This window comes from Microbispora oryzae, from assembly GCF_017896165.1.
Lineage (GTDB): Bacteria > Actinomycetota > Actinomycetes > Streptosporangiales > Streptosporangiaceae > Microbispora > Microbispora oryzae.
Window position 1 is genome coordinate 20,371 of sequence record NZ_JAFCNB010000010.1, and the last position, 19,947, is coordinate 40,317.

Genomic DNA, 19,947 nt, shown 5'->3' on the forward strand with positions numbered 1-19,947 from the left:
TCCACCTGCCAGCCGCCGACGTCCGCGCCCGTCGGCGGCTTTGTCATGCGCCCGCGGCCGGTCAGCGGCCCTTCTCCGGGCTGACGACCAGGGCCGATCCGCCGCCCCGACGTACGGGTTCGGCCACGGCCTGGATCTTGCCGCCGCCGAGGAACTCCAGCCCGGTCGCCGCCCCGATCTCGCCCACCGGCGGGCCGGGAGCCAGGGTCAGCGTGTGACCGAGGGCGGTCAGGTCCTGGCCGTACCGGTCGATGAACGCCTGTTCGGCCTGGGTGGCCGCCGTGTTGCGCTGCGAGGCCCGGGGAGCGGCGACCGCCTCAGGCAGCGTCATGCCGAAGTCGAGCCGGTTGAGCAGGACCTGCAGGACGGTCGTGATGATCGTGGCGCCGCCCGGCGAGCCGACGGCCAGCAGCGGGCTGCCGTTCTTCATGACGATCGTGGGGGCCATCGACGAGCGCGGCCGTTTGCCCGGTGCGGGGAGGTTGGGGTCGCCGGGGGCCGGTCCGAAGGTGAAGTCGGTGAGCTCGTTGTTCAGCAGGACGCCCCGGCCCGGCACCACGATGCCGTTGCCGCCGGTCTGCTCGATGGTGATGTTGTAGGCCGCCACGTCGCCCCACCGGTCCGTGACCACGAGGTGGGTGGTCTCCGGACCCTCAGGCTTATCCGATTCACCGGATTTGTCTGATTTGGCGGCGGGTGTGGCACCGGCCGACGGTGGGCGGCACGGGGAGTACGTCCCGTCCGGTGTGCCGGGCGCGGCCGGGTTGGGCAGGGCGCGCGGGCCGATCAGACAGGCCCGCTCCTTGGCGAAGCCGTCGGAGAGCAGCTGCGCGAGCGGCACGTCCACCTGTCCCGGGTCGCCCACATAGGCGTTGCGGTCGGCGAACGCCAGCCGGGACGCCTCCAGATATTCGTGCGGCCCCACCCGCGGCAGTGCCTGCAGGATGTTCAGCGCCTCGCCGACCGTGGATCCCCCTGAGGACGGAGGAGCCATGCCGTACACGTCGAGTCCCTTGTACGCGACCCTGGTGGGCGGCCGTTCGACGGCCCGGTAGGCGCGCAGGTCGGACAGCTCCATCAGGCCGGGCCGCGCCGTCCGGGTGGAGCCGGGGGTCACCGGCGGCTTCTTGACCGTCGCCACGATCTCCCTGCCCAGCTCACCGCCGTACAGCCAGGAGGGCCCGCGCACGCCGAGCTCGCGGTAGGTCCGCGCCAGGTCGGGGTTGCGGAAGACGGACCCGACGGCCGGCGGCTTCCCGCCGGGCAGATAGAGGGCGGCGGTGGAGGTGAAGTCCGCGAAGCGGGCCGCGTTCTGCTGGGTCTGGTCGTGGAACGTCTGGTCGACGACGAAGCCGCGCTCGGCCGTCTCGATCGCGGGCCGGAGCGCCTGCGCGAGGGAGAGGGTGCCGTATTTCCGCAGCGCCAGGTCCCACTGCGCCACGGTGCCCGGCACGCCCGCGGACAGCCCGCTGGTCACCGCGTCGTCGAACGGGATGCCCTCGAAGACGGTCGAGGTCATGGCCTTGGGCGCGGTCTCGCGGCCGTCGATCGTGGTCACCCGCCGGGCGCGGGCGTCGTAATAGACGATGAACCCGCCGCCGGTGAGCCCGGCCGAGTAGGGCTCGGTGACCCCGAGGGTCGCGGCGGCGGCCACCGCGGCGTCCATGGCGTTGCCGCCCTGCCGGAGCACCCGCAGCGCGGCCCGGCTCGCGTCGAGGTCGACCGTCGCGACCGCGCCGCCGTAACCCTCGGCCAGCGGCCGCTTGACGTCGTGTTGCCCTGTGCGGGTGTTCTCGGCGTGGACGTTCTCGGCGTTGGCGGGTGGGGCGAGCAGGCCCGCCAGCGTGACGATCCCCAGCGACGCGACGACGCTCCTCATGCCATGACCTCCACCACGCGGGATCAACCCAGCATGACTCACAGAAGTCAGAAGTGGCGCCGTGTTGTCCACATTTGGACGCGACCGGCTACTCCGGCCGGCGTAGCAGCCGGTCCTGCACCCGGAGGATGCGCTCATGAACGGCCCTGTCCTAGCGTGCGAGTGTGCGTTCCGGTTCCACGTGGTATTCCCGAGCCGACTTCGTCCTGCCGCTCACCGTGTGGGTCGTCCAGGTCGCGCTGTCCAAAGTCGCGGAGCACGCTCAGCTGCGGGCCGCCGAGCTCGGCCGGGTTCCGCTCGACTGGCGCGGATACGTCCTGCTGCTGGTGGGTCCGGCCGCGATCGCGTTCCGCCGCCGGTACCCCGTGCCCGCCCTCTTGGTCACGCTCGCGGCCACCGCCTGCTATCTGACGCTCGACTTCCCCTACGGCCCGGTCTTCCTCAGCCCGATCATCGTCCTGGTCAGCGCGGTCGGATCGGGCCACCGCCTGGAGGCCTGGCTGTCCGCCGGGGGGTTCCTGCTCTTCCTGGTCGCGTACGCCACCTGGCTGATCCCCCACCCTCTCGGGCTGTTTCACCACACCGCGATCGCCGCCTACCTGCTGCTCACCATGATGTTCGCCGAGTTCCGCAGGACACGGCGGGAGCGGCTGGCCGAGCGCGACCGCGTGGCCGAGGAGGAGTCGCGGCGGCACGCGAGCGAGGAGCGGCTGACGATGGCGCAGGAGCTCCATGACGTGCTGGCGCACAACATCTCGCTCATCCACGTCCAGGCGTCCACCGCCCTGCACCTGCTCGACGATCACCCGGAGCAGGCCAGGACCGCTCTCGCCACGATCAAGCAGGCGTCCAAGGACGTCCTGACCGAGATGCGCGGCGTGCTGAGCCTCCTGCGGGAGGGGGCCCCGCGCTCTCCGACCGCGGGCCTCGGCCGCCTGCCCGAGCTGGTCGAGCTGACCGAGCGCGGCGGGCTGCGCGTCCGGCTCCAGATCACCGGCGATGTGCGGCCGGTGCCGCCGGGGATCGACCGGGCGGGCTACCGGATCGTGCAGGAGTCTCTGACCAACGTCTCCCGGCACGCGCCCGGCTCCTCGGTCACCGTGGAGGTCCGGTACGGCCCGGAGGAGCTGGTGGTGGTCGTGACCGACGACGGCGTGGGGGCCGCGCCCGCCGAGCCGAGCCTGGGCGGCGGCAACGGCATCCCCGGCATGCGCGAGCGGGCCACGGCCCTCGGCGGCACCCTGTCGGCGGGCCCGCGGCCCGGCCGCGGCTTCACCGTTCGCGCCGTTCTTCCCCTCCCCGCCGACGATCGTCCGTAACGCCACAAGGAGCCCACGTGATCCGTGTACTGCTCGCCGACGACCAGGCCCTCGTACGGGCCGGGTTCCGCGCCCTGCTCGACGCGCAGGACGGTATGACGGTGGTGGGTGAGGCCGCCGACGGCGACGAGGCCGAGCGGCTCGCCCGCGGCCTGCGGCCCGACGTGGTGCTGATGGACATCCGCATGCCCGGCGTGGACGGGCTGACCGCGACCCGGCGCATCGCCGAGGACACCGACCTCGACGGCACCCGGATCATCATGCTGACCACGTTCGAGCTGGACGAGTACGTCTTCGAGGCCCTCCGCGGCGGCGCGAGCGGGTTCCTCGTCAAGGACACCGAGCCCGCCGAGCTCATCCAGGCCGTCCGGGTCGTCGCCTCGGGAGACGCGCTGCTGTCGCCCGGCGTCACGCGCAGGTTGATCGCCGAATACGCGGCCAGGGCCAAGGAGCCGAGCCGAGCCGCCCGGGGGCTCGACCTCCTGACCGAGCGGGAGCGGGAGGTGCTCTGCCTGGTGGGCACCGGCATGACCAACGACGAGGTCGCCGGCGAGCTGTTCATGTCCCCGGCCACCGCGAAAACCCATGTCAGCCGCATCATGACGAAGCTGCACGCCCGCGACAGGGCCCAGCTCGTCGTCATCGCGTACGAGTCCGGCCTGGTCCGGCCCGGCTGGCTCTGACCTCGGAAGCCGGTTCACCCGCGGCCGGCGGCGACGGCGGGCGCGTCCGGCGGGCGTAGGGACAGGCGACTGTCTCCGCGACGCACCCGAATGTCACTGGTCGCCGTCGGTCCGCCACCGTACGTTGCGAGAAAGGCCCCTATGGGAGGAGCACAGCGTGAAATCCATCGCGCGTTTCTGCGGCAGTTGCAACTGCGGATGCCCGGAGCTGTTCGTGGACATGACCGCTCCGGTTGAGCAACAGGTCGTCATCACGGATGACTTCGGGCAGAAGGTCCAGATGAGCCTCGATCAATTCAGCTCGCTCGTCGAAGCGGCGAAGAACGGCGTGCTGGACGATCTGGACCACCTGGACGACCTGGCCCTCGCACGCTGACCGATGAATCTGGCCGCCCTGTTCGCCGGAGGGATCGCCGCCGGCATCGCCGCGGGTACGACGTCGTGCGCCGCGGTTCAGGGCGGCCTCCTCGTCGGCGTCACGAGATCGGGGTCCGCCGTCACGGCCGTGGGAGCGTTCGTCGCGGGCCGCCTCGGCGCCCACATCGCGGCGGGAGCGCTGCTGGGGCTCGTGGGCTCCGCCGTGCAGCCGAGCCCCCGGGCGCGAGCCGCTCTGCTCGTCGCCGCGGGGGTCGCGGTGCTCATCATGGCCCTGCGCCTCCTCGGAAAGCCTCGCGCCTCCGCCTGCGGAACCCATGCCGCGGGCCCTCACACCTCTCTCCACGCCCACACCGAAGCCTCGCCCCAAACCGGCGACCGGCCTCTTCCCCGCCACCGGAACCTGTCCCGCGCCCTGGCCCTCGGCCTCGCGACGATCCTCGTCCCCTGCGGGGTGACGGTGAGCCTTGAGGTGGTTGCCGTCTCGACGGGGAGCGCGCTGGACGGCGCGGCGATCCTCGGCGGGTTCGCCCTCGGCACGACTCCCGCGTTCGCCGCACTCGGTCTCCTGCTGCGGGGACTGGCCTCGGCCCGCCTGGCGGCCGTCGCCGGGGTCGTCGCACTCGCCGCGGGCGCCATAACGGTGGTCTCCGGCCTGCGGCTCGGCGGATGGCTGTCGGAACCGGGGGCGTTCGCGGCCGCCCCGGCCCCGGCGGTCGCGCCCGCCGACGCCCAAGCCCAGGCGGCCCCGGCCGCGACCTCCACGGGCGTTCCGCGGGCGACCGCGACCGGCGCGTCCGGCGGCTACCAGCGCGTCACGGTCTGGGCCACCCGGGAGGGATTCCGCCCCGGCCTGGTGACCGCCGCGGCCGGCCGGCCCACCGATCTCGTGTTCCGCACGAACGGCAACGACGGGTGTACGCGGAGCGTCGTCATCGGCGACCGCGACGTGGTCCTGCCCGTCACCGGCGAGGTGACCGTACGACTGCCGCCCCAGCCGGCCGGACGCCTCCGGTACGCCTGCGGCATGGGAATGTTCGTCGGTTTCATCAGTTTCGAGCCGGTACGCGGACCCCAAAGCTCTTCGCAATAACGCTCCGTGACGGCATGGTCACGTGCGACTCTGTGTCCCATGACTTTGGTGGGAGCTATGGAGACGGCCACGACGTGGCCCGGCATCCCCGTCCCCCGCGTCGCCGAGCCCGGGGATTTCACGGAGGCGCGGCTGCTGGCCGCCGCCACCGAGGGTGACCTCGACGCGGCACACCTCCTCGGCCGGCTGTGCGCCGAGCGCGGCGAGCGCTCGGCCGCCCGTCACTGGTGGGAGCGGGCGGCGCGGAGCGGGAACGTCGACAGCGCCTACAACCTCGGCGTGTGGCACGAGCGGCACGGCACCTGCGGCGAGGCGATCGACTGGTTCGAGCGGGCCGCCGGCACGGGCGACGGCGAGGCCGCGCTCCACCTGGCCACGCTGCTGCTCGACCGGAAGGGCGACGTGACCGGCGCGCGGCGCTGGTTCGAGCGCGCGGCCGAGAGCGGGTCGCGGCACGCGGCGCACCGGCTGGCCCTGCTCTGCGAAGACCTGGGCGACGGCACGGAGGCGCGGCGCTGGCACCGGGAGGCCGCCCTCGAAGGCGACCTGCGCTCCGCGCACGACCTGGGCTTCCTCGGCTACGCCTCGGGAGACGAGGAGGAGGCCCGCCACTGGTGGGAGTTCGCCGCGCGCGGTGGTCACGCCGCCGCCGCACACCACCTCGGCCTGCTCCTGCACGCCGACGGGGACGAGAAGGGCGCGGAGGCGGCCTACCGCCTCGGTTTCCGGGCCGGACACCCCGGGGCGTCGTTCCGGCTGGGTCAGCTGGTCCTCTCCCGGGGCGACGTCCGCGCGGCCAGGACCTGTTTCGAGCAGGCGGCGCACGCCGGCCACATCGAGGGCCAGCGGATGGCCGGGGTGGTCTGCGTCGAGCTGGGCGACCGGCTCGCGGCCGTCCACTGGTACGGCCGGGCGGCCGGCGTCGGCGACCCCGAGGCCGCCTACAGCCTCGGCCTGCTGCTGGTGGCCGAGCACAACGACCTGAAGGGCGGGCGGCACTGGTTCCGCCAGGCCGCCACGCGCGGGCACTACCGGGCGGCGATGGAGCTGCGCACGCTGCTGTCGCTCACCGGGCGGCCGGACTGGGACGAGGAGATCCCCGAGCCGTCCGCGCCGTACTGGGACCGCCCCGCGGAACCGGGCGCGGCGGCGCGCGCCGAACTGGCCGTGGCGTCGGCCGGGCGGCGCGGCGACCGGGCCCCGGACGCGGCGGACCTGATGGAGATCCTCGGCACGTGGGATCTGGTCACCCGTGACCTGCCCGGCCCGGCGGACGCCGTGGCCTGGCTGGTCGCGACAAGCGGCCTGCACGCCACGGCCGTCGAGCACCTCGACGCGGTGTGCGCGACGCTGCTCTGCCCGGGCAGGTCGCCCTGGCCCACCCCCGCGGAGGTCGACCACGTGCTGGGCACGGCACGCGACCTGCGCCGGCGTCTCGGCCTGAGGTAGCCCACGCCCTCAGGCCGCCGGGTGTCAGGCGGCGAGCACCTGGTCGGCCGGGGTGTACGGCAGACCGTGCGCGACCGCGACCGGCTCGTTGGTCAGCACACCGGCGTGGGCGTTCAGGCCGAGCCGCAGCGCCTCGTCGGCCCGCAGCGCGTCCCGCCAGCCCCTGTCGGCCAGCTTCACCGCGTACGGCAGGGTGGCGTTGGTCAGCGCGTACGTCGAGGTGTTGGCGACCGAGCCGGGCATGTTGGCGACGCAGTAGAAGATCGACTCGTGCACCCGGAAGGTGGGGTCGGCGTGCGTGGTGGGGCGGGAGTCCTCGAAGCAGCCGCCCTGGTCGATGGCGATGTCGACCAGCACGGAGCCGGGCTTCATGCGGGAGACCAGTTCGTTGGAGACGAGGGTCGGGGCCTTGGCGCCGGGGATGAGGACGGCGCCGACGACCAGGTCGGCGTCGAGGACGGCCCGCTCGATGGCGTACGACGTGGACACGAGGGTCGTGAGACGCCCCTGGTAGATGGCGTCGATGAAACGCAGCCGGTCGACGTTGACGTCGAGGATGGTGACGTCCGCGCCCATGCCCACGGCGATCTGGGCCGCGTTGAGACCGGAGACGCCGCCGCCGATGACGACGACCTTGGCCGGGGCGACACCGGGGACGCCGCCGGGCAGCACGCCGCGGCCGCCGTTGAACCGCATCAGGTTGTACGCGCCCACCTGCGGGGCCAGCCGTCCGGCGACCTCCGACATCGGGGCGAGCAGCGGCAGCGTGCCGGCGGCCTGGACGGTCTCGTACGCGATGGCCGTGGTGCCCGCTTCGAGCAGGGCGTCGGTGCACGGGCGTGACGCGGCGAGATGCAGGTAGGTGAAGAGGATCAGATCGGCGCGGAGGCGGTGATACTCCTCGGCGATCGGCTCCTTGACCTTGAGGATCATCTGGGACTCGCCCCAGACGTCGTCGGCGGATTCGACGATCTTCGCGCCGACGGCGAGGTACTCCTCGTCGGCGATCTGCGAGCCGAGCCCGGCCCCCGCCTGGACGGTCACGTCGTGGCCGTGGCGGACGAGCTCGTGCACGCCCGCCGGTGTCGCGGCGACGCGGTACTCGTGGTTCTTGACCTCGGCAGGTACGCCGATCTTCATGGGACAGGTCCTTTCACATCCCTCGCCCGGTCCCCCACCGGGCGAGTTGGGTCAGAGACGGGCCCACGCCTCGGTGAGCACCGATCGGAGGATCGACTCCATCTCGTCGAACTCCTTGGGGCCGCAGATCAGCGGCGGGGCGAGCTGGACGACCGGGTCTCCGCGGTCGTCGGCGCGGCAGTACAGCCCGGCCTCGTAGAGGGCCTTGGACAGAAAACCGCGCAGGAGCCGCTCGGACTCCTCCTCGTTGAAGGTCTGCTTCGTCGACCGGTCCTTGACGAGCTCGATTCCGTAGAAGTAGCCCGAGCCGCGGACGTCGCCGACGATCGGCAGGTCGAGGAGTCTTTCGAGCGTGCGGCGGAACACCGGCTCGTTGGCCGTGACGTGGCCGAGCAGGTCTTCACGCTCGAAGATGTCGAGGTTGGCCAGTGCCACCGCCGAGGCTACCGGGTGGCCGCCGAAGGTGTAGCCATGCGCGAACATCCCGGTGCCGCTCCGGAACGGCTCGAACAGCCGCTCACTCGCGATCATGGCGCCGATGGGGGCGTAACCGCTGGTCAGGCCCTTGGCACAGGTGATGATGTCGGGCACGTAGTCGAACTTCTGGCCGCCGAACATGGTGCCCAGCCGGCCGAACGCGCAGATGACCTCGTCGCTGACGAGCAGCACGTCGTACTGGTCGCAGATCTCGCGGAGCCGCTGGAAGTATCCGGGGGGCGGCGGGAAGCAGCCGCCGGCGTTCTGCACGGGCTCGACGAAGACGGCGGCCACGGTGTCCGGGCCCTCCATCTCGATGGCCCTGGCGATCTGGTCGGCGGCCCAGCGGCCGAACGCCTCGGGGTCCTTCTCCATCCCGGGGAGACCGGAGATGTCGTCGGCCCGGTAGAGGTTGGTGTTGGGCGCCTTCAGCGCGCCGGGCACGAGCGGCTCGAACATCTGCTTGAGCGCCGGGATGCCGGTGATCGACAGGGCGCCCTGCGGAGTGCCGTGGTAGGCGATCGACCTGCTCACGACCTTGGTCTTCAGCGGCTTGCCCTGCGTCTTGAAGTACTGCTTGGCCAGCTTCCACGCCGACTCGACGGCCTCGCCGCCGCCTGTGGTGAAGAACACACGGTTGAGGTCGCCAGGGGTGAGCTCGGCCAGCCGGGCGGCGAGCTCGGCCGCCTTCGGGTGCGCGTACGACCACAGGGGGAAGAACGCGAGCTCCTGGGCCTGCTTGGCGGCGGCCTCGGCCAGCTCGGCCCGGCCGTGGCCCACCTGGACCACGAACAGCCCGGCGAGCCCGTCCAGGTAGCGCTTGCCGTGGACGTCGTAGATGTAGGCCCCGTCACCCCGCACGATCATCGGCACCTCGGCACCCTCGTACGAGCCGTGCCGGGTGAAGTGCATCCAGAGATTGTCCTGTGCGGCCTTGAGAACGTCGGGGCGCGTCATCGAAACCTTCCCTCGGTGATCCGTGCTCTGGACAGTGTGCACGCCAGTTCGGCATTTTGCCAAGTGATTACGTAGCTACACTCTGATTGAAGTTCGAATTTCGCGATATCGACTTGTAACAGCGACGAAATCCGTGCGGACCCTAATCGGGCCTCCCTCCCCTCGGCCCGCCCGCCGCGGGCCGCGAGCTGTGGTGCAATGGGGTCCGACCAGCCATCGCAATCACGCGAACGACGCAGATCCGGGAGAAACCACCGTGACACCTGAGGAGATCGAAAGCGCCGTGGACGCCGGGATGGCCCAGACGGTGGACGACCTCAAAAGGCTCGTCGTCCTCCCGTCGGTGGCCTTCCCCGGGCATCCCGAGGCACCCGTGCTGGAGGCCGCGGCACTGACGGAACGCCTGCTCCGGTCGGCCGGTCTCCCCGAGGTCCGGCAGATCCCCGTCGAGGGCAGCTTCCCCGTGGTGTTCGCCGAGGCCCCGGCGCCGCCCGGCGCGCCCACCGTCCTGCTGTACTCCCATTACGACGTGCAGCCCGCGGGCGACACCGCCCTCTGGCGCACCCCGCCGTTCGAGCCGACCGAGATCGACGGAGCCCTGTACGGCCGGGGCGCGGCCGACGACAAGAGCGGCCTGATCACGCACGTGTCGGCGCTGCGCGTCTTCGAGGGCCGCTTCCCGGTCGGGATCAAGGTCATCGTGGAGGGCCAGGAGGAGTACGCCGGGGAACGCCTGCAGGAGTTCGTCGAGACCAACCCCGAACTGGTCCGCGCGGACGCGATGGTCATCGCCGACTGCGGGAACCCCCATGTCGGCGACCCGGCGCTCACCACGTCGCTGCGCGGGATGGCCGCGTTCACCGTCGAGGTCCGCACCCTGACCGACCCCCTGCACAGCGGGGCGTTCGGCGGCGCCGCGCCGGACGCCCTGTCCGCGCTCATGCGCATGCTGACCGCCCTGCACGACGACCAGGGCGACGTGCGGGTGCCTGGCCTGGCCCGCGGCGTGTTCCCCGGCGAGAGCGGCTCCGAGGAGACGTTCCGGGCGACGGCCGGGGTGCTCGACGGCGTCTCGCTCGTCGGCACGGGCACCCTCGCCGACCGTCTCTGGGCGTCCTACGCGATCACCGTGACCGGGCTCGACGTGCCGACCGTGATGGGCGCGATCAACGCGGTGCAGGCCGTCGCCCGCGCCCGGGTCACGATCCGCATCCCCGCGGACGGCGACTCCAAGACCGCCCTCGACACCGTCACCGCCTACCTGGAGAAGGTCGCCCCCTGGGGCGCGCAGGTGACGTTCGGGGACTTCGTCATCGGCTCCGGTTTCCAGGCCACCTCCAGCGGCCCGGCCAGGACCGCCGTCGAGGCGGCCATGGCGCGCGCGTTCGGCCGGGCGCCGCGCCAGGTGGGCCAGGGCGGGTCGATCCCGCTCGTGGCCACCCTCGCCGAGCAGTTCCCCGAGGCCGAGATCCTCCTGTACGGCGCGGAGGACGAGGGCGCCGCCATCCACGCCCCCAACGAGCGGGTCGACCTCGGCGAGCTGCGCCGCGTCATCGCCACCGAGGCGCTCTTCCTGGCGGAGTACGGCGCGGCGGCGCGCTGAGCCGGGGCCCCGGAGGCAAGCACGGAAGCGAGCACGGGGAAGCGGGCACGGGAAGTGCGCATGGGAAGCGGCCCGGCGGTCTGGGGGGACTGTGACCGCCGGGCCTCTCCTCATGGAACCCGCTCCGGGTTATCTGTAGGTGATGTCCGACGCGGAGTAGATGCAGTTGACGCCGTCAGCGCCGCTGCCGATCTTCGTCGGCTCGCTGCCCTTCGGGACGCCCTGATACTTGTCACAGATCGAGATCTTGTGGCTTGGGTCGTTCACGATCGTGATGTTCGAGAAGCGGGCGGTGTCGCCCCAGTTGGTGTTGATGCCGGCCAGGGCCTTGCCCGGGGACGTCGCGGTCACGTTGGAGATGACGACGTGCCGCTGGTAGGAGGTCGAGCAGTTGCCGCAGGCCCGGTAGAGCTTGCCGAAGTCCTGCACCTGGAAGTTCCTGATGTACATGGTGCCGGGCCCGTTGTGCTGGAACACCTTGTCGGAGGCGCTCCGCGCGCCGCCGCCGTCGATCGTCATGGTCTGCGACGACGAGCTGCCCATCAGGGTGGCGGCGTCCTCGCCGACGTCCTCCCACCAGACGTTCTGCAGGGTGCAGGTGCCGAGGCAGTGGATGCCGTCGGCGCCGGGCGCCCCGATGATCACGTTGCGCAGCGTCGCGCCTGCGGACAGCTCGAAGATCGGGTCCTGGCTCTCGCTCTGGCCGCCGTCGCCCATGTCGCCGCCGGCGTAGTAACGCCGCATCCCGCCGTCGAAGGTGCCGGACACCCCGATCGTGCTGGTGACCATCTGTGAGCCGTTCGGAGTCGGCCAGCCGGATGGCGGCGGGGTCGGTGTGGCCGTCGGCGTGCGGGTGGGGGTGGCGGAGGGGCTCGTGCTCGGCCCCGATCCCGCGGACTGCAGCGTCCAGCGCTTGCTGGTCACCGAATCGCAGGAGTTCTGCTGGACCAGCGCGCCCACGGCGGTTGAGCTGTCCTTGACGTTGAGGCACTTGCCGCCGTTGGCGTTAACGAACTGGTAGGTGGAACCGCTGACGAGCGTGAGCTGCCAGGTCTGCGAGGCGGCTCCGGTGCACGACTCCTGCTGCACCGCCTTCCCTGCCGACGTGGAGGCGTCCTTGACGCCCGCGCACTTGCCGCTGTGCGCGGCGGCGAGCCGGAACCCGCCGCCCTGCGCCGTGAGGTTCCAGGTCTGGTCGGCCACGCTCGCGCAGCCGCGCTGGTCGAGCTGCACGCCGTCCGACGTGCTGCCGCCCGGCACCTCCAGGCACAGCCCGCTGGCCGCGTTCACCAGCCGGTACGCCCCGGCGGCGGGCGCGGCCGCGGCGGCCGTCCCCACCGCGACTCCGGCGGCCACGGTGACGGCCGCCGAGACGACGCCGAGCACCGCGGACCGGAATCTCCTTCTTCTCAAGGCACCTCTCCTCCCTGGTGAGGCAGGACCCCTGACCGGGCACACGGCGGAACAGCCGCTCCTGGCCCCGCAGCCGTTCACGTTTATGAACGGCATTCATGTTTACGAACGATGCCGTTCAAGGTACGTATCCCCCGGAGGGCGGTCAACGCCCGTCTCCGGCCGCCGGGCCCGTGGGCGCGGGCCGTCCGCCCGTCCGGCCTGATCGAGCCCCGCCGTAACGACGAGGGGCCGTTGAAAGATTCAGGTGGCGTAGATCACGTCTCGGCCGGCCCGCGGCAGGATCTCCGGGGATCCCCACGCTCGGTGACCGGGCTCGGCCGCCGAGCTCGGCGACTGGGGCTCGGCAACTAACGCGATCCGCCGTTCGTCGGGATAAATGCCGGCATTAACCGTTGGCTCTGGAGGACGCGTGTACCCCCCACCCCCGCAGAGGCGCCGCCGCAGGGCGGCGCCGTTCATCGTCGCCGTAATCGTCGCGGGCGCGCTCATCGTCGTGCTGAGAACGGTCGTGGACGGGCGCGACTCGACCGGAGGCGCCGCGGGCGGTGCCGGGAGCGCGGGCGCGGCCGTCGCCCAGCGACGCGCCTGCGGCGAGGACGGCACCGTGCTGACCGTCGCGGCGTCCAGCGAGAAGGCCGAACTGCTGCGCGCGATGGCCAATGAATACAACGGCCACGAGGTGGGCGGCCACTGCGTCGACGTCGTGGTGAACACCGTGGCCTCGGGCGCCGCCATGCAGGCGCTCGCCAGCGGATGGGACGCGCGGCGCGACGGCCCCCGGCCCGACGTGTGGACGCCGGCGAGCGCCGGCTGGGTGACCCTGCTCCAGCAGCGTGCCCAGGCCGCCGACCGGACCAGCCCCGCCGCCGCCGACAACCCCTCCATCGCCACGTCGCCGCTGGTCATCGCGGTGCCGAAGCCCATGGCGAGCGCGCTCGGCTGGCCCTCGAAGAAGATCGGCTGGTCTGACGTGCTCAAGCTGGCCGAGGACCCGAAGGGCTGGTCCCGGTACGGCCATCCCGAGTGGGGCCCGTTCCGCCTCGGCAAGACGAACCCCAACTTCTCCACCTCCGGCCTCAACGCCACGGTGGGGGCGTACTTCGCCGCGACCGGACTGTCGGGCGACCTGACCGACAAGGACGTCGCCTCGGCGCGGGCGCGGCAGTTCGTGCGCGGCGTCGAGCGCTCCATCGTCCACTACGGCGACACGACGCTGACGTTCCTGTCCAACCTCCAGCACGCGGACGACGAGGGCACGGCGATGTCGTACATTTCGGCCGTGACCGTCGAGGAGAAGTCCGTCTGGGACTACAACCAGGGCAACCCCACCGGAGACCCCGGGACGCTCGGCGAGCACGCGAAGCCGAAGGTGCCGCTCGTCGCCGTCTACCCCAAGGAGGGCACGCTCCTGTCGGACCACCCGTACGCCGTGCTGTCCTGGGCGACCGGCGCGAAGGCGGCCGCGGCGGCGGACTTCCTCAAGTTCCTGCGCGCGCCCGAGCGGCAGCGGCGGTTCGAGAAGTACGCCTTCCGCGGCTTCGACGGAAAGCCGGGCAGCCTGATCACGGCGGCGAACGGGCTCGACCCGAAGGAACCGGCGACGACCCTCGGGGTCCCGGCCCCGCAGGTGCTCGACCGCATCCTCAAGAGCTGGGCCGACCTGCGCAAGCCGGCCAACGTGCTCATGGTGATGGACGTGTCCGGCTCGATGGGCGCGGCGGTGCCCGGCACCGGCAAGACCAAGCTGGAGCTGGCCAAGCAGGCGGCGACGGGCGCTCTGCCGCAGTTCGGCCCGAACGACCGGGTCGGCCTGTGGCTGTTCTCGGTCAAGCAGGACGGCGACAGGGACTACCGCGAACTGGTCCCGATGGCCCGGAACACCCGCGGGAAACTCCGGGCGCGCATCGACGGCCTCGTGCCCGGCGGCGGCACCGGCCTGTACGACACCGCGCTCGCGTCGTACGACTACGTGCGTGAGCACCGGAGTGGCGACGCCATCAACGCGGTCGTCTTCCTGACCGACGGCAAGAACGAGGACAACGCCTCCATCTCCCTCGACCGGCTGCTGGGCCGGCTGAAGACCGAGCCGGGGCAGGACACGGTACGGATCTTCACGATCGCCTACGGCCGGGACGCCGACCTCGGCGTGCTGAAGAAGATCTCGCAGACCACCGACGCGGCGGCCTACGATTCGCGGGAGCCGGGGAGCATCGACCAGGTGTTCACTGCCGTGATCTCCAACTTCTGAGCCAGGAGCCTCCGTTGTCCCGCTTCACCGAGGAACTGCGCGACCCCTGGGGCGTGCTCATCGGCGCCACGGCCGGAGGGGCGGCCTGGGCCGTCCACGTCCATCCGGCCGGGGCGGCGGCCGTCGGGGTGGTGGTGTGGCTGGTCAAGTCGTTCGCCGCCGCGTGGCAGTCCACCGGCCCCACCGGCGACCCCGGCCAAGCCGAGGAGCCGCGGGTGACCCGGGGCAGCGCCGAGGACGCCTCGCTGCGGCGGGCCGAACGCGCCGCGGCGGCGTTCGCCCACCTGACGGCGGAGATGCGCGGCCGGCTGCTGCTCGACCGCGTCGCGGTCATGCGGCCCCAGGTGGACGACACGGTGGCCACCCTGCGGCGGCTCGCCGAGCAGGCGTCGGTCACCGGCTCGGCGCTCGCCCGGTTCGACCCGGGCTTCCTCGAACAGGAGCGGCTGCGGCTCATCCACGCCAGGGAGCGGGCGCACGGCGAGGTGGCGGGCGAGCTCGACCGGTCGATCGGCGCGCTCGCGGCCCAGCGTGAGGTCCACGACCGGCTGTCGGCGACACGCGAGCGGATCCTGGCCCGCCTGGAGTCGGGCGCGATCGGCCTGGAGGGCCTGGTGGCCCGCGCGGTCGAGGTGTCCGCCATGGCCGCCGCCTCCCCCGACGGGGACGGCGGCGCGGCGTCGCTCGACGAGCTCACCTCGGAGCTGGAACTGACCCGGCAGAGCCTGCACGAGATCGAGGAGGTCACCCGCCGCGATCTCGCCCCCTGACCGAGCCTCCCGCCGGGCCCCCGCCGCGTACGGTCAGTCACCCGAGCGCGAACAGGGGAGTCGGCGGAGCCTGGGAGGACGTGGGAAGGGCGTGCAGGGCGCCGGCTCCTCGCGGAACGGGGGCGAGGCCGTGGGCGGCCGTGGTGACGTAGAGGCGGCCTCCCGCGAGGCAGACGCTGGTGGGCTGCGGGGTGGGCACCGGCACGACGCGGTCGAGCCGGCCGTCGGGGGCGTAGCGGTGCACGGCGGACGCGCCCCACACCGCCACCCACAGGTGGCCCTCGTCGTCCACGGTCATCCCGTCGGGGACGCCTCCGGCGATCCTGGCGAACACCGAGGGCGCGCCGAGGTCGCCGGTGACCGGGTCGACCGGGTGCCGGTCGATGCGGCCCTCGCCGGTGTCGGCCAGATACATGGTGCGCCCGTCGGCGGTGAACGCCGGGCCGTTCGGGATGGTCAGCCCCGACCGGACGACTGTCACCGTCAGGTCGCGGTCCACCCGGTAGAGGACGCCGGCGCCCTTGACCGCGTCATAGTCCATGCTGCCAGCCCAGAACCGGCCGGCCGGGTCGCAGACCCCGTCGTTCATACGCGAAGTGGCGGGCAGCAGGCGGGCGATCCAGTCGAGCGTCCCCGACGCGTGATCGAGCAGCGCGATGCCCCGGCCCGCCGCGGCGAGCCACCGGGTCGGTGCGCCCGCGACCGGGGCCACGGCGCCCAGCGGCACGTCCACGCGGGCCAGTTCCTCCGCGGGCCCCGGCCCGCCTGTGGGGGCGGCCAGCAATCGGCCCGCGAGGATGTCGACGAAGATCAGCCGCCCGCGGGCCCATCGTGCCCCTTCACCTAGTTCGCACGAGTCCGGACACCAGACGTTCACGCCATCACTCCTGTCTCAGCGCAGGGTGGAACCGGGCAGGGAGTCGAGCAGGTCCAGTTCGCGCCGTGAGGGCAGCCCTTCCCAGTCGCCCCGCGAGGCGACGGCGAACGCCGCCGTGGTGGTGGCCCGGTCGAGGCGGGCGGCGAGGCCGAGCCCGTCCAGGAGGCCTGACAGATAGCCGGCGACGAAGGCGTCCCCGGCTCCGACGGTGTCGGCGACCGGCACCTGTCGTGCCGGGCGGTGCACCGCATCCGTCGCGGTGTAGACGCTGGCCCCGGCGGCGCCGCGCTTGACCACGACCTCCGCCACACCGGCGGCGAGCAGCGCCGACACGCGTCGCTCCTCCGTCGCCGCCTCGGCCGGGGCGAGGAGTTCGAGCTCGTCCTCTGATGCGACGGCCACAGTGAGATGCGGAGCCAGCGGGCGGAGCGCCTCGGCGGCCCGGTCCCGTCCCCACAGCCGGGAGCGGTGGTTCACGTCGAGGCAGACGAGAGCGCCGCACCCCGCCGCCGCGCGCACCGCCGCGCTCACCGCCGCCGCGGGGCCGGGGCCGAGCGCGAGCGTGATGCCGGTGACGTGCACCACCTTCGGCTGCGGATCGAGCGCGGGCAGCACGTCGGCCGGTTCGAGGAGGGAGGCCGCGGAGGCGGCGCGGTGGTAGATCACCCTGGTGAGCGCGCCGGCCCGCTCCTCGAGCAGCATCAGCCCGGTGGGCCCACCGGGGTCGGACCGGGCGTGGGTCACGTCGACTCCTTCGGCGCGCAGGGTGCGCAGGACCAGTTCGCCGGTCTCGTCGTCGCCGACGAGCCCGGTCCAGCGGACCCGGTGGCCGAGCCTGGCGAGGCCGATCGCGACGTTGGACTCGGCCCCGGCGACGGACAGCCGCATCGTCCCGCCGAGCCTGATCGGGCCGTCCGCCCGCAGCGCCGCCATCGTCTCGCCGAAGGTCGCCACGTCTGTCACAGCGCCTCCCTGAAGGCCCTTGCTCGTTCTCTGAGCGAGTCGAGGTCGCCGCCGTCGGCGGCGTCGCCGACCAGCGGGGAGCCGGCGCCGACGGCGACCGCCCCGGCCTTCAGGTAGCCCGCCGCGGCGGCGGCATTCACCCCGCCGACCGGCACGAACGCGACTCCGGGAAACGGCTCACGCAGCGCGCGCAGGTAGGCCTCGCCGCCGAGGAAGGCGGGGAACAGCTTGATGGCGGCGGCTCCCGCGCCGAGCGCGGCCACCACCTCGGTCGGCGTGAACGCGCCGGCGAGGACGGGCAGCCCGAGGCGGCCGCCCTCCGCCACCGCCTCCGTGACGGCCGGAGTGACGAGGTAGGAGGCGCCCGCCTCGGCGGCGACGGCGGCGTCGTGCGCGGTGAGGACCGTCCCCGCGCCGAGACCGGCCGCGTCGCCGAGGGCGGCGCGGGCCTCGCGGATGACGGCAGGCGCGTCCTTGGTCACGAGCGACACCTCTACCAGATCGACGCCCTCCTCGGTGAGGGTGAGCACCGTGCGAAGGGCCGCGCCGGCGTCCCGGCCGCGGACGATCGCCATCAGGCGCCGCCCGGCCAGTGCCTCCAGGAAGCGCGCCTCCCGCGCCTCGCCCACGAGCGCCTCGCCCCTGGATGTTTCGCCCCTGGATGTCTCGCCCCTGGATGTCTCGCCGCTGGATGTCTCAGTCATCACTCATCCGTTCCGCGGCCAGGATCAGCCGCCAGGTCAGCTCACCGGAGGCGGGCACGACCGCCGTGTCCCCCTCTTTCGCCTCGGTCTGGTCGAAGACGGCGCCGAGCATGGGCTCCACGCCGATACTGCGGTAAGGAGCGTCCGCTGGGAAGCCGCCGAGGTTGCGCCACAGAGCGGTCGACACCGGCACCTCCGGAGGCGCTTCGACGCGCAGGGTCAGGACGTCGGGGCCGTCCACCACGCGGACGGCGGCGCAGCGGAGCACGGCTCCCGCGGAGGTGCCGTCGCTGCGGCCGAGCCGGTCGAGCGGCGGGCCGAGCGGGGCGGGCCAGCGGCCCTCCAGGTAGGGAACGCCGGGGGGCCAGGGACGGTCGAGCATCCACGCCGCCTCGGGATAGACCCTGGTGGGAGTCCCCTCGGGGGCGACGAGCCGGGCGTCCTCGCCCACGTCGAGCAGCGCGTGGGCCGCCCACACGAACGGGTATCCGGGTTCGGCGGACAGGCGGTAGTCGGCCGTCACCGCGCCGTCGTTGTCGATGGCGACGCGGCGAACCAGCTCGAAGCCGTCGCCGCGTACGGAGCTCTCCCCGGCCGAGCCGGACCACGGGCGGCTCCACACGTCGCCGTGGTCGGGGAGACCACGCACCGTGGGCAGGCACTCCTCCAGGCCGCCGGCGTCGACGAACTCCGCGCCGGGGACCACCGTCCGCCGGGCGGGATCGGGACGCGACCACAGCCACTCGCGGCCTCCGCCGGCGAGTGACGTCCATCTGCCGCCGTGGGCCAGATCGAACCGGGGGCGCAGCGGAACGCGTGTCGTCGTCACCACTCCGCGAATCCCCCGTCGTCGTGCCGCCAGACCGGATTGCGCCAGGCGTGCCCGGCTCTGTCCGCGCGCCGTACGGCCGCCTCGTCGATCTCCACGCCGAGGCCGGGTCCCGTGGGGCGGGAGGCGTACCCGTCGGCGAACCGGAACACCTCCGGATCGAGCACGTAGTCGAGCAGGTCGTCCCCCTGGTGGTAGTGGATGCCGATCGAATGCTCCTGGATGAGGAAGTTGGGGGTGGCGAAGGCGACCTGGAGGCTGGCCGCGAGCGCGAGGGGGCCGAGCGGGCAGTGCGGGGCGAACTGCGCGTCCCACACCTCGGCGAGCGCGGCGATCCTGCGGGTCTCGGAGATGCCGCCGGCGTGCGACAGGTCGGGCTGCACCACCGCGACCCCCGCTTCCAGCACGGGCCGGAAATCCCACCGCGAGTACAGCCGCTCGCCGGTGGCGATCGGGACGCCGCCGGCGGCGGTCACCACGTCGCGCAGGACCTGCGGCCGGTCGGGAAGCACGGGCTCCTCGGCGAACATGGGGTGGAACTGGGCGATCAGCGGCAGGACGCGCCGCGCGTCCGCCGCCGTGAACCGCCCGTGGAAGTCGACGGCCACGTCGCGGTGCGGCCCGAGGAGCTCCCTGGCCAGCGCCACCCGGTCGACCACCCGGCCGATGTCGGCGGCCGTGGCGAGGGCGGGCATGCGACCGCCGGCGTTCATCTTGACGGCGGTGAAGCCGGCCTCTACGCGGGCGGCGATGCCGTCGGCGAGTTCGCCCGGCTCGTCGCCGCCGACCCAGGCGTACATGCGCACCCGGGAGCGGACCGGGCCGCCGAGCAGCACGTGGACGGGCGCGCCGTGCACCTTGCCGGCGATGTCCCACAGCGCCTGGTCCAGGCCGGCCAGGGCGCTGGAGAGCACCGGCCCGCCGCGGTAGAAACCGCCCCTGGCCATGACCTGCCAGTGGTCCTCGACGCGCAGCGGGTCCTGCCCGACGAGGTGTTCCGCGAGCACGTGCACCGCGGCCCGGACGGCCTCGGCGCGGCCCTCCACGACAGGCTCGCCCCAGCCGGCCACTCCCTCGTCCGTCTGCACCCGGCAGAAGAGCCACCGCGGCGGCACGAGGAACGTCTCGACACCGGTGATCTTCACCGCGGCCTCCGATCCAGGTC

General features: G+C 72.9%; 17 protein-coding genes. 8 read left to right on the plus strand and 9 right to left on the minus strand.

Going from position 1 to position 19,947, the window contains the following annotated elements; genetic code table 11:
* Positions 1 to 61: 61 nt before the first annotated feature.
* Positions 62 to 1,879 carry a gamma-glutamyltransferase gene (ggt, locus tag JOL79_RS19020; RefSeq protein ID WP_210157191.1) on the minus strand — a complete coding sequence of 606 codons (1,818 nt, stop codon included), beginning with the start codon at positions 1,877 to 1,879 and terminating at the stop codon, positions 62 to 64.
* A 164-nt stretch (positions 1,880 to 2,043) separates the two neighbouring features.
* Between ggt and JOL79_RS19025 the strand changes: the two genes are divergently transcribed.
* The 5 genes from JOL79_RS19025 (at position 2,044) to JOL79_RS19045 (ending at position 6,798) form a co-directional block, all read left to right on the plus strand.
* The gene (locus JOL79_RS19025; RefSeq protein WP_210157192.1) at positions 2,044 to 3,198 is read left to right on the plus strand and encodes a sensor histidine kinase; all 1,155 of its coding nucleotides are present in this window, start codon (positions 2,044 to 2,046) and stop codon (positions 3,196 to 3,198) included.
* Positions 3,199 to 3,215: 17 nt separating this feature from the next.
* On the plus strand, positions 3,216 to 3,881 hold the full coding sequence (locus JOL79_RS19030; RefSeq protein ID WP_210157193.1) for a response regulator transcription factor: 666 nt from the start codon (positions 3,216 to 3,218) through the stop codon (positions 3,879 to 3,881).
* A 157-nt stretch (positions 3,882 to 4,038) separates the two neighbouring features.
* Positions 4,039 to 4,257 (plus strand): hypothetical protein, encoded by a 219-nt coding sequence (locus JOL79_RS19035; RefSeq protein WP_210157194.1) that lies wholly within the window; start codon positions 4,039 to 4,041, stop codon positions 4,255 to 4,257.
* Between the two features lie 3 nt (positions 4,258 to 4,260).
* Positions 4,261 to 5,349, plus strand: coding sequence for a sulfite exporter TauE/SafE family protein (locus JOL79_RS19040; RefSeq protein WP_210157195.1), 1,089 nt, complete (start codon positions 4,261 to 4,263; stop codon positions 5,347 to 5,349).
* Positions 5,350 to 5,388: 39 nt separating this feature from the next.
* Positions 5,389 to 6,798, plus strand: a complete 1,410-nt coding sequence (locus JOL79_RS19045) for a tetratricopeptide repeat protein (protein WP_210157196.1) — start codon at positions 5,389 to 5,391, stop codon at positions 6,796 to 6,798.
* A gap of 24 nt (positions 6,799 to 6,822) precedes the next feature.
* Here JOL79_RS19045 and ald read toward each other — a convergent pair whose 3' ends face one another.
* Together ald and JOL79_RS19055 are read right to left on the minus strand one after the other, a co-directional pair.
* Positions 6,823 to 7,938 carry an alanine dehydrogenase gene (ald, locus tag JOL79_RS19050; protein ID WP_210157197.1) on the minus strand — a complete coding sequence of 372 codons (1,116 nt, stop codon included), beginning with the start codon at positions 7,936 to 7,938 and terminating at the stop codon, positions 6,823 to 6,825.
* 51 nt (positions 7,939 to 7,989) lie between these two features.
* Positions 7,990 to 9,372 (minus strand): aspartate aminotransferase family protein, encoded by a 1,383-nt coding sequence (locus tag JOL79_RS19055; protein WP_210157198.1) that lies wholly within the window; start codon positions 9,370 to 9,372, stop codon positions 7,990 to 7,992.
* A gap of 256 nt (positions 9,373 to 9,628) precedes the next feature.
* Between JOL79_RS19055 and JOL79_RS19060 the strand changes: the two genes are divergently transcribed.
* Positions 9,629 to 10,975, plus strand: coding sequence for a M20/M25/M40 family metallo-hydrolase (locus tag JOL79_RS19060; RefSeq protein ID WP_210157199.1), 1,347 nt, complete (start codon positions 9,629 to 9,631; stop codon positions 10,973 to 10,975).
* A gap of 129 nt (positions 10,976 to 11,104) precedes the next feature.
* Here the strand turns inward: JOL79_RS19060 and JOL79_RS19065 are convergent, their stop codons facing one another.
* Entirely contained in the window at positions 11,105 to 12,388 is a 1,284-nt protein-coding gene (locus JOL79_RS19065; RefSeq protein ID WP_230985074.1) for a pectate lyase, read from the minus strand.
* Positions 12,389 to 12,800: 412 nt separating this feature from the next.
* Between JOL79_RS19065 and JOL79_RS19070 the strand changes: the two genes are divergently transcribed.
* Together JOL79_RS19070 and JOL79_RS19075 are read left to right on the plus strand one after the other, a co-directional pair.
* The gene (locus tag JOL79_RS19070) at positions 12,801 to 14,639 is read left to right on the plus strand and encodes an extracellular solute-binding protein (RefSeq protein WP_307848609.1); all 1,839 of its coding nucleotides are present in this window, start codon (positions 12,801 to 12,803) and stop codon (positions 14,637 to 14,639) included.
* A 14-nt stretch (positions 14,640 to 14,653) separates the two neighbouring features.
* The gene (locus JOL79_RS19075; protein ID WP_210157202.1) at positions 14,654 to 15,409 is read left to right on the plus strand and encodes a hypothetical protein; all 756 of its coding nucleotides are present in this window, start codon (positions 14,654 to 14,656) and stop codon (positions 15,407 to 15,409) included.
* 37 nt (positions 15,410 to 15,446) lie between these two features.
* On the opposite strand, the gene JOL79_RS19080 is transcribed toward JOL79_RS19075, so the two are convergent.
* Genes JOL79_RS19080 through dgoD form a run of 5 tightly spaced genes read right to left on the minus strand, consistent with a single transcriptional unit; the run spans position 15,447 to position 19,927 of the window.
* Positions 15,447 to 16,286: an SMP-30/gluconolactonase/LRE family protein gene (locus JOL79_RS19080; protein ID WP_210157203.1), complete on the minus strand. Its 840-nt coding sequence runs from the start codon at positions 16,284 to 16,286 to the stop codon at positions 15,447 to 15,449.
* A 15-nt stretch (positions 16,287 to 16,301) separates the two neighbouring features.
* The gene (locus tag JOL79_RS19085) at positions 16,302 to 17,249 is read right to left on the minus strand and encodes a sugar kinase (RefSeq protein WP_307848610.1); all 948 of its coding nucleotides are present in this window, start codon (positions 17,247 to 17,249) and stop codon (positions 16,302 to 16,304) included.
* On the minus strand, positions 17,246 to 17,953 hold the full coding sequence (locus JOL79_RS19090) for a bifunctional 4-hydroxy-2-oxoglutarate aldolase/2-dehydro-3-deoxy-phosphogluconate aldolase (RefSeq protein ID WP_210157204.1): 708 nt from the start codon (positions 17,951 to 17,953) through the stop codon (positions 17,246 to 17,248). Before JOL79_RS19090 ends, JOL79_RS19085 begins: the two co-directional genes overlap by 4 nt.
* A complete protein-coding gene (locus tag JOL79_RS19095) occupies positions 17,946 to 18,782 on the minus strand; it encodes a hypothetical protein (protein ID WP_210157205.1) in 837 nt (278 codons plus the stop codon). The genes JOL79_RS19090 and JOL79_RS19095 overlap by 8 nt, the downstream gene beginning before the upstream one ends.
* Positions 18,779 to 19,927: a galactonate dehydratase gene (gene dgoD, locus JOL79_RS19100; RefSeq protein ID WP_210157206.1), complete on the minus strand. Its 1,149-nt coding sequence runs from the start codon at positions 19,925 to 19,927 to the stop codon at positions 18,779 to 18,781. Before dgoD ends, JOL79_RS19095 begins: the two co-directional genes overlap by 4 nt.
* Positions 19,928 to 19,947 lie beyond the last annotated feature (20 nt).